At 63.2% G+C, this 13,996-nt stretch carries 13 protein-coding genes and 1 tRNA gene; 5 read left to right on the top strand and 9 right to left on the bottom strand.

Annotated features, from left to right (window positions below):
* The 7 genes from pth to ACTJGZ_RS04625 form a co-directional block, all read right to left on the bottom strand.
* A partial coding sequence (pth, locus tag ACTJGZ_RS04655; RefSeq protein WP_441661780.1) for an aminoacyl-tRNA hydrolase occupies positions 1-539 on the bottom strand: 539 nt, incomplete at its 3' end.
* 142 nt (positions 540-681) lie between these two features.
* Positions 682-1,272, bottom strand: a complete 591-nt coding sequence (locus ACTJGZ_RS04650; RefSeq protein WP_441661779.1) for a 50S ribosomal protein L25/general stress protein Ctc — start codon at positions 1,270-1,272, stop codon at positions 682-684.
* 108 nt (positions 1,273-1,380) lie between these two features.
* A complete protein-coding gene (locus ACTJGZ_RS04645; protein WP_257741122.1) occupies positions 1,381-2,334 on the bottom strand; it encodes a ribose-phosphate pyrophosphokinase in 954 nt (317 codons plus the stop codon).
* A 125-nt stretch (positions 2,335-2,459) separates the two neighbouring features.
* Positions 2,460-2,536, bottom strand: a tRNA-Gln gene (locus ACTJGZ_RS04640).
* 5 nt (positions 2,537-2,541) lie between these two features.
* Entirely contained in the window at positions 2,542-3,471 is a 930-nt protein-coding gene (gene ispE / locus ACTJGZ_RS04635) for a 4-(cytidine 5'-diphospho)-2-C-methyl-D-erythritol kinase (RefSeq protein ID WP_441661778.1), read from the bottom strand.
* Positions 3,472-3,480: 9 nt separating this feature from the next.
* Positions 3,481-4,053: a lipoprotein insertase outer membrane protein LolB gene (locus ACTJGZ_RS04630; RefSeq protein ID WP_441661777.1), complete on the bottom strand. Its 573-nt coding sequence runs from the start codon at positions 4,051-4,053 to the stop codon at positions 3,481-3,483.
* Positions 4,050-5,858, bottom strand: coding sequence for a tetratricopeptide repeat protein (locus ACTJGZ_RS04625; protein WP_441661776.1), 1,809 nt, complete (start codon positions 5,856-5,858; stop codon positions 4,050-4,052). The genes ACTJGZ_RS04630 and ACTJGZ_RS04625 overlap by 4 nt, the downstream gene beginning before the upstream one ends.
* 81 nt (positions 5,859-5,939) lie before the next feature.
* Here ACTJGZ_RS04625 and mutM point away from each other — a divergent pair, with 81 nt between their 5' ends.
* Positions 5,940-6,767 (top strand): bifunctional DNA-formamidopyrimidine glycosylase/DNA-(apurinic or apyrimidinic site) lyase, encoded by an 828-nt coding sequence (mutM, locus tag ACTJGZ_RS04620; protein WP_441661775.1) that lies wholly within the window; start codon positions 5,940-5,942, stop codon positions 6,765-6,767.
* Positions 6,768-6,865: 98 nt separating this feature from the next.
* Here the strand turns inward: mutM and ACTJGZ_RS04615 are convergent, their stop codons facing one another.
* Positions 6,866-8,269 carry an FAD-binding oxidoreductase gene (locus tag ACTJGZ_RS04615; protein ID WP_441661774.1) on the bottom strand — a complete coding sequence of 468 codons (1,404 nt, stop codon included), beginning with the start codon at positions 8,267-8,269 and terminating at the stop codon, positions 6,866-6,868.
* A 158-nt stretch (positions 8,270-8,427) separates the two neighbouring features.
* On the opposite strand from ACTJGZ_RS04615, the gene ACTJGZ_RS04610 reads away from it, so the two are divergent.
* A complete protein-coding gene (locus tag ACTJGZ_RS04610; protein WP_441661773.1) occupies positions 8,428-9,822 on the top strand; it encodes a phosphomannomutase/phosphoglucomutase in 1,395 nt (464 codons plus the stop codon).
* Between the two features lie 35 nt (positions 9,823-9,857).
* The gene (locus ACTJGZ_RS04605) at positions 9,858-10,217 is read left to right on the top strand and encodes a DUF488 domain-containing protein (RefSeq protein ID WP_441661772.1); all 360 of its coding nucleotides are present in this window, start codon (positions 9,858-9,860) and stop codon (positions 10,215-10,217) included.
* 26 nt (positions 10,218-10,243) lie between these two features.
* Here the strand turns inward: ACTJGZ_RS04605 and msrA are convergent, their stop codons facing one another.
* Positions 10,244-10,792 carry a peptide-methionine (S)-S-oxide reductase MsrA gene (gene msrA / locus ACTJGZ_RS04600; protein WP_441661771.1) on the bottom strand — a complete coding sequence of 183 codons (549 nt, stop codon included), beginning with the start codon at positions 10,790-10,792 and terminating at the stop codon, positions 10,244-10,246.
* A 289-nt stretch (positions 10,793-11,081) separates the two neighbouring features.
* Between msrA and ACTJGZ_RS04595 the strand changes: the two genes are divergently transcribed.
* Both ACTJGZ_RS04595 and lldP read left to right on the top strand, forming a co-directional pair.
* Positions 11,082-11,999: an alpha/beta fold hydrolase gene (locus ACTJGZ_RS04595; RefSeq protein WP_441661770.1), complete on the top strand. Its 918-nt coding sequence runs from the start codon at positions 11,082-11,084 to the stop codon at positions 11,997-11,999.
* Positions 12,000-12,256: 257 nt separating this feature from the next.
* The gene (gene lldP, locus ACTJGZ_RS04590) at positions 12,257-13,939 is read left to right on the top strand and encodes an L-lactate permease (RefSeq protein WP_441661769.1); all 1,683 of its coding nucleotides are present in this window, start codon (positions 12,257-12,259) and stop codon (positions 13,937-13,939) included.
* The last annotated feature ends 57 nt before the right edge of the window (positions 13,940-13,996 follow it).

Raw genomic sequence — 13,996 nt, 5'->3', positions numbered from 1 at the left:
TGGGCCAGCAGCGGACGGCAGCGCGCCAATGCCTCGTCGATCTGATCCTGCTCTTCCCGCCGCGGCGGGTGCAAGACAAAATCTGCCACCTGCTGCGCCAGCCCCAGGGTGCGCGGATGGCCGATACCGATGCGCAAGCGCCAGAACCCCGGCCCGCCCAGCGCCGCCTGGATATCCTTCAGGCCGTTGTGACCGGCGTGGCCGCCGCCCTGTTTGATCTTGACCTGTCCGGGCAACAGATCCAGTTCATCGTGCAAGACCAGCACCTGCTCCGGCGCCAGCTTGTAAAAGCGCGCCAGCGCGCCGACACACTGGCCGGAACGGTTCATGAAGGTGATAGGTTTGGCCAGATAGACATTTTCACCGTCCACCCGCGCCTTGGCGACTTCGCCCATAAAACTTTTTTCTACCGCAAAGCTGGCGCGCAGATCCGCGGCGTAGGTATCTGCCAGCCAGAACCCGGCGTTATGGCGGGTCCGGTCATACTCGGCTCCGGGATTGCCCAGGCCCACGATCAGGCGTATCGGCGCGGCACTCATTGCAACTCCTGTCACGCGCCATGGAACGGCGCACGGTATCCATGAAAAAAATCCCTGTCGGCCCATAAGGCCAGACAGGGATTCTACAGACTGCGGCCGCGGACTTGGCAACAAGCCCGCGCCGCATCGGCGTCCGGGCAGTTTAGGCCTCGGCTTCGCCTTCGCTTGCAGCAGCGCCGCCAGCAGGCACGATGGCCGTGGCGATCACTTGGGCAGCATCACCCTGCACGGTCACGCCCTTGGGCAGAACCAGCGCGCTCAGGTGCACCGACTCGCCGTCTTGCAGCGCGGACAGGTCAACGTCGATGGAAGCAGGCAGGTCGGCCGGCAGGCTCTTGACTTCAACTTCGGTGACCACGTGGCTGATCATGGCGCCGCCCAGTTTCACGGCAGGCGACAGGTCGCCGTTGATGAAGTTCAGGGGAACCTTGGTGGTGATCACTTCGTTGGCCAGCACGCGCTGGAAGTCAACGTGCAGCACTTGCGGCTTGTAAGCGTGCCATTGCACGGCGCGCAGCAGCACGGAGTGGCTCTTGCCATCCAGTTGCATGCTCAGGATGGAAGCGTGGAAAGCTTCCTTGCGCAGTGCGTGGTAGATCTCGTTGTGATCCAGTTCGATGTTCAGCGGCTGTTCGGTGCCGCCGTAAACGATGGCGGGAACACGGCCGGCGTGGCGCAGGCGGCGGCTCGCACTCGAACCCTGGACGCTACGCTTGGTGGCGTTAAATTGCATGGATAACTCCAGACTTGATAGGCGGCGGACCGCCGGGTAAACGCCCGCCGCCTGACGGCAGCGGACAAAAAGACGGGGCGCCGCGACCAGCCCCCCGTCAGAAACGGTTTAATCGACAAACAGCGAGCTGACAGACTCGGCGTGCGAGATGCGCAGCATGGTTTCACCCAGCAGGGAAGCGCAGGACAGCTGGCGGATCTTGCCACAAGCCGCGCCTTCGGCGCTGAGCGGAATGGTATCGGTCACCACCAGTTCGTCCAGCTCGGACTCACTGATGCGCTTGACCGCGCCGCCAGACAGCACCGGGTGCGTGCAATAGGCATAGACCTTGCCGGCGCCGCGCTCTTTCAGCGCTTGCGCCGCTTTGCACAGCGTGCCAGCGGTATCCACCATGTCATCCATGATGATGCAGGTGCGGCCATCCACTTCGCCGATGATGTTCATCACTTCGGACACATTGGCGCGCGGGCGGCGCTTGTCGATGATGGCCAGGTCGGCTTCGAGCTGCTTGGCCAGCGCGCGGGCGCGGACCACGCCGCCGATATCGGGCGAAACCACCACCAGATTTTCGAATTCGTGCGTCCAGATATCCTTCAGCAGCACCGGCGACGCATAAATGTTGTCAACCGGGATATCGAAGAAACCCTGAATCTGGTCAGCGTGCAGGTCCATGGTCAGGACGCGGTCCACGCCCACGACTTGCAGCATGTTGGCCACGACCTTGGCCGAAATGGCCACACGCGCCGAACGCGGGCGGCGATCCTGGCGGGCATAACCGAAATAAGGAATGGCGGCAGTGATGCGGCCAGCCGACGCACGGCGCAGCGCGTCAACCATGACCATGATTTCCATCAGGTTGTCATTGGTAGGCGCACAGGTAGGCTGCAGCACGAATACGTCCTTGCCGCGCACATTCTCATTGATTTCCACTGCCACCTCACCGTCTGAGAAACGGCCGACGGACATTTTGCCGAGGGACATATCGAGATGACTGGCGACATCGGCAGCAAGCCTGGGATTGGCTGTGCCGGTGAAAATCATGAAGCTGTCGTTGGAGGACATGGTAGTGACGGTTCCGGACGTCAGAAAAAGAAAAAGCTGTCGAACTGAGCCAACTATGATGAATCGGCGGGTTCAACAGCTTTGCGTATATTTTGCAGTCAATGCCTGGTATCTATGGGTTTTAGTGGCTGGGGAGGAAGGACTCGAACCCTCGAATGCCGGAATCAAAATCCGGTGCCTTAACCAACTTGGCGACTCCCCAACTGCTCAAACAACCCACTGCTTCAATGGATGCTCGCTTAATCCCCGGCAAACATAAGTCTCTACCGGGGCAGCCTCACCGTTACCGGGAAACTGCACAGCACGCATTTTAGCGGCAAATTTCCGTTCTGCCAAAACTGCTTTGTCCAGATCAGGAAATTCGCCAAAAAGACAACTTCCAGACCCTGACATGCGAACCGGGAACCCTTCTTCGGACATCCACTCAGCCACCTGCCTGACGGCGGGGTAGCGACTGAATGCTACCGTTTCCAGATCGTTCCGGCCAAACTCGGAAATATTTCCCTTGTTTGTTTTCGTCATCTCGGAAAAGAAAGCCATTATGACCCGCGCAGAATCACGTGTCAAGTCTTTTGCAGAAAATATTTCTACTGTTGGAATCGACACCCCGGGCCGGAGGATCAAATAAGCGCGTGACGGCAGCGTCAGCGCCTGCAATTGCTCCCCTATGCCTTCGGCAAATGCGTTGTCGCCGAATAGAAAAACCGGCACATCCGCCCCCAGCGCCAAACCCAGGCGCATCAAGGCGGCACGTTCCAGCCCGGCATCCCACAAACGGTTCAGCGCCATCAGCGTGCTGGCCGCGTCGCTGGAACCGCCGCCCAGCCCGCCGCCCATGGGAATCCGTTTTTCCAGGCGGATATCCGCCCCCAGCGCCGTGCCGCATGCCGCCTGCAGGCTGCGCGCGGCGCGCACCACCAGATTGTCATCATGCCCGACCCCGGCCGTCTCGCCATGCAGCACGATACGCCCGTCTGTCCGGACATCGAAATGCAGGGTATCGGACAGATCCAGGAACTGGAATGCCGTCTGCAACAGGTGATAGCCATCATCCCGGCGGCCAGTCACATGCAGGAAAAGATTGATTTTGGCCGGCGCGGGCACATCATGCAGGCAAAGGCCTGGACGGTAGAACATGGCAAAAAATCAGGAAGATTGAACAACCAGGCGCAAGTCTATGGACTGCAGGCCATCCTGGCGCTTGGCATTCAGACGCAGCGGCCCCTGGCTGTCATAACGCCACAGGCGAACCTCCCAGCCCAGCTGGCTGAAAGAGGCCAGTTGGCCGTCCGCATCGCGCTCGATGTTCTCGGCCGGCGCGCCGTTTGCCAGTTTGCCGCGCAGCCAGTCGCGCAGCACGGTCACCGGCATCGGGCCGCCCAGCACCTGAATCAGCAAGGTTTCGACGTCCGCGGCATACTCCACACGCCCGTCGGCATGGGTCAGCGAAGCGCCGCCTGCCGTGGCTTCCAGGCGCGCCAGCGTGCTGCCCACCGGATTGGCCAGGTCCAGCACCAGCCGGCTGCCTTCATCACGCCAGGCAAAACCGCCCTGCACCGCTTCAGGCTTGCGCCCCACTTCTTCGACATTGAGCGCGAAACGCCCCGTCCGGGCAAAACCATCGGCCTGCTGTTCGGCAACGGGCGGCGGCGTCACGCATGCGCTGACCGCCAACAAAGGCAGGTAGCCCAGCCAACGCCGCAGGCCTGTCAATCTCACAGCTTCACTCCCAGGCGCTTGAGCGTATCGCGCAACAGCTCATTGCCGGGATCCTTGGCCGCGGCGGCACGCCACATGGCCCGGGCTTCGCCGCGGCGCCCCAGCGCCCACAGCACTTCGCCCAGATGGACTGAAATTTCGACTTCCTGGCTTTGCGCATAGGCGCGCTGCAGATAGGTCAGCGCCTCCAGCGCATCGCCCTGGCGGTAGCGCACCCAGCCCATGCTATCGAGCACATAGGGGTTGTCCGGCAGCAATTCGTGCGCCCGTTCGATCAGGTCGCGCGCCTCGTCCAGACGGATACCGCGTTCCGCAAAGGTATAGCCCAGCGCGTTATAAGCATGCGCATAGCTGGGATCCAGCTCTATCACTTCACGCAGCAGCTGTTCCATTTCCCCAAGGCGGTTCAAAGGTTCCAGCGCCATCGCCAGTTCATATTTGACGTCTGTCGAATCCGGCATTTCGGATTCGACTTCGCGCAGCAAGGTCACCGCTTCTTCGTGACGGCCAGCGCCGCGCAGCAACTGCACGCCCAGCATGGCCTGCTGCATGCGCTCGTCTTCATCCATGGGCTCGACCGACTGCAGCATGGCCAGCGCTTCATCCAGATTGCCTTGCTTGGCTCGCAGGCTGGCCTGGCGCAGGCGGGCCGGGAAACGCATGGCGGGGTCGTCAATACGGCCCAGTTCCACAATGGCGTCATCCAGCCTGCCTTGATCTTCGGCAATGGCTGCGCGCAGCAAACGCGCATCGGCCAGGGCCTCGCCCGCATCGCTGGCGCCAGGCGCCACAGCTTCCTGGCGCTGCGCCTGCACACCGACAAACTGCTGCAACAGCGAATCCGCCTGATCCAGCCTGCCTGCGCGGTAATTGAGCTGCGCCTGGATGTAAATCAGTTCAAAATCTTCCGGCGCCAGATGCGCCATGTCGCGGACTTCTTCCAGCGCCGCATCGTAATCGCCGCGCTCGGACAGATAGCTGGCCAGCATCAGGCGCACATTGCGCGCCGCCGGGTGGGTGCTGACAAAGGCGCGGGTATCGGCGACGGCCTGATCGGGATCGACCACGATGCCGTATTGCAAACGGCGCAAGGCGCCTTCTTCGCGCAAGGCGGGATAGGCCTGCGCCGCCTTGGCTTCGTCCAGCGCGCGCCGGTATTCTCCGGCAGTGAATGCCACATCGGACAGCGCCAAGTGGGCTTCCGGCACCTGACGGCCACGGCCTTCCAGCGCGCTTTCCAGCACTTGCAGCGCCATGCGGCGGTCGCTCACGCGGCTCAGCACGCCGACCGCCTGGCCGATGGCTTCCGCCTTGTCCTGCGCTTTGTCGATGCGATCGCGCAAGGCTTCGCCCAGACCGCTGGTCTGGCCTGCCGCGGCAGCCAGCGCCAGTTCCGTCGCGCCAGCCTCGGGGTCATTGGGCGCCAGTCGGCTCCAGTAACGCGCGGCATCCAGCGCGCCGCGCATATTGCCGTTGGCCAGGGCGAATTCCAGTGAGCGGCGCGCCAAACGCGGGTCGCCGGTATCGCGCGCCAGGCCCAGCATCGTGCGCGCAGAAATATCGAAGACGCCGCGCTGGGCGCCGATTTCGGAGGCCAGGATGCGGTACAGGATATCTGCGGACAATGTGACCTCGGGCAGCTCACCCGCACGCAGGCGAATGACCTCCACCGGCTGCTCTTCCAGCCTGTCCCGAATCTGTGCGTCGCTGCCCGGCAATCTATCTGCCTGCGCAGCACACAACAAAGCCGCGCTGCCCTGGAACAGCGCTACCGTAACGAATTTCACAACCTTGAGGGATTTCACGCGACCCGCCTTGTTGATGGCACAATCCTGCCGTCACGAACGAAGGGCCATCTTAGCACTGGCGACGCCACAGGGGATCTCATGCCCGAACTACCAGAAGTCGAAACCACCCGGCGCGGCATTGCGCCGCTGGTGAGCGGCAAGCCGCTGCGCGAATTCGTTGTAAGAGAACCACGCCTGCGCTGGCCTGTTCCTGCCGACCTGCCGGACATTCTGCCCGGGCAAACGCTGCTGGAATGCAGCCGGCGCGGCAAATATCTGCTGCTGCGCTTCGACCAAGGGGTGCAAATCGTGCATCTGGGCATGTCCGGCGCGCTGCGCGTGGTGGCGCGTGACAGCTTCGTGCGCCCCCATGACCATGTGGAATGGGACTTCGGCGACACCATTCTGCGCCTGCACGACCCGCGGCGCTTCGGCGCCGTGCTCTGGCACCCGGCAGGCGGCCTGCCGGTAGAGCAGCATCCTCTGCTGGCGCACCTGGGCATAGAACCCTTTGACCCGCGTTTCGACGGCAGTTGGCTGCGCCGCCACTTCACCGGCAAATCACAAGCCATCAAACAAGCCTTGCTGGCCGGGCAGGCCGTCGTCGGCGTCGGCAATATCTATGCCTCGGAAAGCCTGTTCCGCGCCCGCATTCATCCCGCGACGCCTGCCGGAAAACTGTCGCAGGCGCGCTGCGACCGCCTGGCGGCTGCGATTACCGCAACCCTAGGCGATGCGCTGGCCTCCGGCGGCAGCACGCTGCGCGATTACGTCAACCCGGATAGCCAGCCCGGCGCCTATTTCGACATTCATGCCGCGGTCTATGACCGCGAGGGCCAGCCTTGCCGCCAATGCGGCACCGCCATCAAACGCATCGTGCAAGGGCAGCGCGCCACCTACTATTGCCCGCGCTGCCAGCGCAACTAAGCCCCAGGCAGCGCAAATGCAACACAAACGCAGCAAAGCGCAGCGAAGGGAAACCGGGTGCAACACCGCCAGCGGCGGGTCTCGGCCTGCACGCCTGGCTACAGCACTTTGCCGGGGTTCATCAGCCCGTCAGGATCCAGCGCCGCTTTGACCCGCCGCATCAAATCCATTTCCACCGGGTCTTTATAGCGCGGCAACAAATCGCGCTTGAGCTGGCCCACGCCATGCTCCGCCGCAATACTGCCGCCATGGGCCATGACGCTGCCATGCACGATGTCATAGACCTGGGCTTGCAAGGCCAGCAATTCCGCCTCGCTCTGGCCTGGCGCCGGCGCCACGTTGTAATGCAGGTTGCCGTCACCCAGATGCCCGAAAATGACATGGCGCACCCCCGGGAACGCCGCCTGCAAGGCGGCATTGGTCGTTTCGACAAATCCCGCGATACGCGAGACCGGCACGCCGATATCATGCTTGATGGCCTTGCCCATGCGAAATTCCGCCAAGGGAATACTTTCACGCAAGTGCCAGAATGCCTGGCTTTGGGCCACGCTGCCCGCCACCGCGACGTCCAGCGCCTCGCCCGCTTCCAGGGCCGCGCCCAGCACGGTTTCCAGACGGGATTGCGCGTGCGCATCCTCTTCGCTATCCGAAAACTCCAACAGCGCATACCAGGGCGCCAGATCTGCCGCGAACGGCAGCCGCTGCTCGGGAAAGTAATGCGCGACGGCCTGCAAGGTCATGGCCGCCATCACCTCAAATGCCGTCAGGCCTGCGCCAAACCCCGCCCGCGCGCGCTCCAGCACAGCCACGGCAGCGGCCAGCGAAGGCAGGGCCAGCAAGGCCGTGCGCTGCGCGCGCGGCTGGGGATACAGCTTCAAGGTGGCGGCAGTGATAATGCCCAGCGTCCCTTCACTGCCAATATACAGATCGCGCAGGCAGTAGCCGGTATTGTCCTTGCGCAGCCCGCGCAGGCCATGCCAGATCTCCCCTTGGGGCGTCACCACTTCCAGCCCCAGCGCCAGGTCGCGCGTGTTGCCATAGCGCAGCACCTGGGTGCCGCCAGCATTGGTCGCCAGATTGCCGCCTATGGTGCAGCTGCCCTCTGCCGCCAGGCTGAGCGGAAACAGGCGGCCTGCCGCCTGCGCCGCCTGCTGCACCTGTTGCAGCAGGCACCCCGCCTCGACGGTTATGGTGTCATTGGCCGTGTCTATCTCCCGCACGCGGTTCAGGCGGGTGGTCAGCAGCACGATGGCGCGCTCATCCTCCGGCGTGGCGCCGCCGCACAAGCCGGTATTGCCGCCCTGGGGAATCAGCGGCACGCCGTGGCGCGCACAGGCGCGCACAACTTGCGCCACCGCTTCCGGGCTGCCGGGCCGCACAGCCGCCCGCGCACGGCCGCGGTAACGCTTGCGCCAGTCCTCCAGCAAAGGCGCCAAGGCCTCGCCTTCCAGCACATGCCCGGCACCGGCGATGGTACGCAACTCTTCCAGCAAACCTTCCACGTCTTCTCCCGAAATCCTGTCCCACCTGCGGCCATCAGCGGTCTGGCGGCCGCAGCTTGACCCTATTTTACGTCCGGCTACGGGTAGAATCGCCCATGAACCCGCGCTGCGGCACCGCGATGCCGTAGCCTCTCTTTCTTTTCTTGACGACCGTCCACATGACTGCTACTTCGCTGCTTTCCCTGCCTGATGCCGTTTTCAAAGCCTATGACATCCGCGGCACCGTGCCCGAACAACTGAACGAAGCCTTCGCCGTTCGCCTGGGCCAGGCGCTGGCCGAACAAGCCCGCGAATTGGGCGTCACGACAGTCGTGGTCGGCCGCGACGGGCGCCACAGCGGCCCCGCCCTGTCGCAATCCCTGCAGCAAGGCCTGCGGCAAGGCGGCATCAACGTCGTGGATATCGGTTCCGTTCCGACCCCGCTGGTGTATTTTTCGACCTTCATGCTGAACACCGGCTCGGGCGTCGCCATTACCGGCAGCCACAATCCGCCGCAATACAACGGCTTCAAGATCATGCTGGGCGGCCGCACGCTGCATGGCGAAGATATTCTTGGCCTGAAGGCGCGCATGGAGCAGCCCCAGGCCTACACCGGCCCGCAAGGCAAGGCGGAAACCCGTGATGTCACGGGCGACTACGTCCAGCGCGTCGTTGGCGATGTGCGCCTGCAACGCCCGATGAAAATTGCCCTGGACGCCGGTAACGGCGTGGCTGGCCCGGCAGCCGTGCGTCTGTTCGAAGCCCTGGGTTGCGAAGTCACGCCGCTGTTTTGCGATATCGACGGCGATTTCCCCAACCACCACCCTGATCCGGCAGACCCGCACAATCTGGAAGACCTGATCCGCACGCTGCGCGAGACCGATTGCGAAATCGGCCTGGCCTTCGACGGCGACGGCGACCGTCTGGGCGTAGTCACCAAATCCGGCCATATCGTCTGGCCCGACCGTCAGCTGATTCTGTATGCGCGCGATATCCTGGCGCGCCAGCCCGGCGCCGAAATCATTTATGACGTGAAATGCACCCGCCATGTCGCGCTGGCCGTCGAGGCCGCCGGCGGCAAGCCGCTGATGTGGCGTACCGGCCACTCCCTGATCAAGTCCAAGCTGGTTGAAACCGGCGCGCCGCTGGCAGGCGAAATGAGCGGCCACATTTTCTTCAAGGAACGCTGGTACGGTTTCGACGATGGTCTGTATGCTGGCGCCCGCCTGCTGGAAATCCTGTCGTGCAGCGCAGACCCGTCCGCCGTCCTTGAAGCGCTGCCCGATGCGCTCTCCACGCCTGAACTGAAGCTGCCCATGCAGGAAGGCGAGCCGCATGCCCTGGTCGCCGCGCTGCAGGAAAAGGCGCAATTCCCCGGCGCCCAGCATATTCACACCATCGACGGCGTGCGCGCGGAATATGCCGACGGTTTCGGCCTGGCCCGCGCTTCCAACACCACGCCCGTCGTGGTGCTGCGTTTCGAGGCGGACAACCCCGCCGCGCTGGAACGCATCAAACAGGCCTTCAAGGAGCAGATTCTGGCACTGGCGCCGCAAACCCAACTGCCGTTCTGACGCCCTGACCTGCGCCGTCCCGGCACGGAGGTTTCATGCAGCACGAGATCCATATCAAGCGCGTTTATGAACCTGCCAGCACCGCGGACGGCGCCCGTATTCTGGTCGATCGCCTCTGGCCGCGCGGTCTGAGCAAAGCCCATGCCGCCCTGACCCTCTGGTTCAAGGAGATTGCGCCCAGCCCTGAACTGCGCCAATGGTTTGGCCACGACCCGGCCCGTTTCAGCGAGTTCAGCCAGCGCTACCAAGCCGAGCTCGCCCGCAACCCCCAGGCGGTCGCGCAATTGCAGGCCTACCGGCAGCAGAGCGACATCACGCTGCTTTACGCCGCCCGCGACAAAACCTGCAACCATGCCCTGGTGCTGGCGGATTTTCTGCGCAACACGAATGCCTGACTACGCCCTGCGGCGGCGCGAACAGACTATTCGCTGCGTTGCAGGCGCGCGAATTTCTTGCGCATGGCGCTGACTTTGGGCGCGATCACGACCTGGCAATAACCTTGCCAGGGATGACGGGCAAAGTAATCGTCGTGTTCCGCTTCGGCCGGCCAGAACACCGGCGCCGGCAGAATTTCCGTCACGATAGGGGCGCCGCCGGTCAGGCCTTCGGCCTGCAGGCGATCCCGCACAGCCAGCGCAGCCTCGCGCTGGGCCTCTGACGCATAGAACACCACAGAACGGTATTGCTCGCCCACATCATTGCCCTGCCGGTCGCGGCTGGCCGGATCATGAGCAGCGAAAAAGACTTCCAGCAAGGGTTCCAGTCCGATGCGGCTGGCATCGAAAGTGATGCGCACCACTTCGATATGCCCGCTATCACCCTGGCAGATTTCCTCATAAGTCGGGTGCTCGGTCCGGCCACCGGCATAGCCCGGCTCTACCGAGATCACCCCATCGAGCGACCGGAATACCGCATCCACGCACCAGAAGCAGCCGCCGCCGACAATCAGCGTGTCCCACTCTTTATTCATATCCCTTCCTTGGTTCCAGACGCCTGAGCCGCGCACCGCCGGGCTGGCGCAGACATCACATGCTTACCCGCCACATTATCCCAGAAGTCCCTGTCCTGGCTGACGGCCCTGCCCCAATAAAAATTAAAGACAACGATTCTCGTTATCTTTAATATATCTCCGGCCAGGCCAGAGCGGGAAACCCCTTCCGATAGATACCGCGGGCCGGCCGTGTCCTACCCGGCCAGTGTGTTCGCGTCCTGCGCAACAGACTGTCGTTCCCCCCTTTTTCGTTGCTCCCCGACCCATCATGTCCCGCACCCTCCCTGTGGCCCAGGCTTCCCACACCCAAGGCGCCGCTGCCGTTGCCCGCACCCGGGACGGCCGGACACTGTATTACCAGTCCCTGCCCGGCCCCGCCCAGCCGCTGGCGGATACTGCCGCCGGCACGCCCACCATCGTCTTTGATGCCGGCATGGCCGCCTCGCGTTCGTTCTGGGGGCTGGTGCAGCCCCTGAGCGCGCAATGGGCGCGTTCCGTGGTCTATGACCGCAGCGGGCTGGGGCGCAGCCCGGCAGACCCGCAAGCGCGCACCGTGCAGCGCATGGCGGAAGACCTGAACGATCTTCTCGACCACCTGAGCCCTGGCCCATTCATTCTGGTCGCCCACAGCGGCAGCGGACTGATTGTGCGGGCAGCGGCCGCCCAGCAGCCGGCGCGCATCGCCGGCCTGGTGCTGGTGGATAGCACGGATGAAGCCTGCACACCCGTCTTCAGCCCCGCTTTCCGTTTCCTGGAAAAAGCCGCGCACGGCGCCAGTGTTCTGCTGGCCCGCCTGGGCCTGCTGGAAGCCTGCTACCACCATGCCCTGACCGGCCTGCCTGCTGATACGCGGCGCGATCTGAGCCAGGAAGGCTTTACCGCTGCCGTGATGAAAACACGCGGCGCCGAACTCGCAGGCCTGATCGCGGCCATGCATGAGTTTCGGCGGCAGCCCCCGCGCCTGCCGGATGTTCCGGTCAGCGTCATTTCCGGGATGAAAGCGGATTTCGGCATGAGCCGCCGCTTGCGCGCGGCAGCCAACGGCGCCCATCGGTTGCGCGCCGCCCATTGCCGCCAAGGGCGCTTTATTCCCGCCAGGCACTCAGGCCATGCCGTCTTGCTGAGCGAACCCGAGTTGATTGCCGGCGAAATCTCTCATCTGCTGCGCCAACACGCCCGCCGTTGACGCAAGGCGGCCTGCCGTCATGCGCACAGGCCGCGTTTCCCAGCCTCCGCCAGGTCTGGCTGGCGGGGGCTTTCTCTCGCCAAACTCTGACAACCTGCCAATATTGGTCATACCAATTTTGATCAATAAAAACACCTAAAAGCATAAAAACTAGGGAAAACCTTGATGCTAAGGCCGATTCAGGCCTGCATATAATTGCGCATCTTTTCACCAAACCCATAAATTGGTACGACCACTTCCCAAAAGGAGTTTCCGCAATGCCACAAGCTTGGCTACAAAACTATGATCCGGCGGGCAATATCTGGCTCTCCGCGCTGGTCGCACTGATACCCATCATTTTCTTTTTCCTGGCGCTGACGAAATTGCGCCTGAAGGGTTATGTGGCTGGCACCATCACGGTGCTGCTGGCCCTGGGCGTGGCGCTGCTGTTCTACCGCATGCCGGTCAGCGGCGCGCTGGCTTCCGTGGTTTACGGCTTTTTCTATGGTCTGTGGCCGATCGCCTGGATCATTGTCGCCGCGGTATTCCTCTACAAGGTTTCCGTGAAAACCGGGCAGTTCGACGTCATCCGCGCTTCCATTCTGTCGATCACGCCAGACCAGCGCCTGCAACTGATTCTCGTCGGCTTCAGCTTTGGCGCCTTCCTGGAAGGCGCCGCAGGTTTTGGCGCGCCCGTCGCCATTACTGCCGCGCTGCTGGCCGGTCTGGGCTTCAAGCCGCTGTATGCCGCTGGCTTGTGCCTGATCGCCAACACCGCCCCCGTGGCCTTTGGCGCCATGGGCATCCCCATCATCGTCGCCGGGCAGGTCTCGGGGCTGGATTCCTTTGAGATCGGCCAGATGGCAGGCCGCCAGCTGCCCTTCATGACCATCCTCGTGCTGTTCTGGCTGATGGCCATCATGGACGGCTGGCGCGGCATACGCGAAACCTGGCCCGCTGTGCTGGTGGGCGGCGGATCCTTCGCGCTGGTGCAATTCCTGACGGCAAACTACATCGGCCCGGAACTGCCCGATATCACTTCCGCCATCGTCTCTCTGATTGCCCTGACCCTGTTCCTCAAGGTTTGGCAGCCCAAGCACATCTTCCGCTTCGACGAGGCCGCAGATGGCAATGCCAGCGGCAACGCCCAGGCTGCCGGCGGCCAGGCACCGGCAGGCATCACGCTCAATGCCGGCAGCATCCTCAAGGCCTGGTCGCCCTTCATCATCCTGACCGTCATGGTCACGATCTGGAGCGTGAAACCCTTCAAGGCATTGTTTGCGGCGGACGGCCCCCTGGCCAACTGGATTTTCAGCCTGCCCGTGCCCTTTCTGCACAATCTGGTCGAAAAGACACCGCCCATCGTCGCTTCGGCCACACCTTATGCGGCGATATACCGCTTCGACTGGTTCTCTGCGACCGGCACGGCCATTCTGATCGCCGCCCTGATCACGATCGTGATTCTGCGCATGAAACCGGCACAGGCCATGGCCACGTTGGGTGAAACGTTCAAGGAACTGGCACTGCCGATTTATTCCATCGGCATGGTGCTGGCCTTCGCCTTCATTGCCAACTATTCCGGCCTGTCCGCCACGCTGGCGCTGGCCCTGGCCCATACCGGCTCGGCCTTCACCTTCTTCTCGCCCTTCCTGGGCTGGATCGGCGTGTTCCTGACCGGCTCCGATACCTCGGCCAATGCCTTGTTCGCGGCCCTGCAAGCCACGACCGCCCAGCAGATCGGCATTCCTGAAGTCCTGATGGTCGCCGCCAACACGACTGGCGGCGTGACGGGTAAGATGATCTCCCCGCAATCCATCGCCATTGCCTGCGCCGCAGTGGGCCTGGTCGGCAAGGAGTCGGATCTGTTCCGCTTCACCGTCCGCCACAGCCTGGTGTTTGCCGTCATCATCGGCTGCATCACGACCCTGCAGGCTTACGTCGTGCCCTGGATGATCCCGTAACACCTGCGGCCAGCCTTGCCCCCGCCCGAGCCCAGCGCCAGGCGGGGGCATTGCCGC

Source organism: Kerstersia sp. (genome assembly GCF_052103615.1).
GTDB lineage: Bacteria > Pseudomonadota > Gammaproteobacteria > Burkholderiales > Burkholderiaceae_B > Kerstersia.
This window is presented reverse-complemented; position numbering and strand designations above follow the sequence as displayed.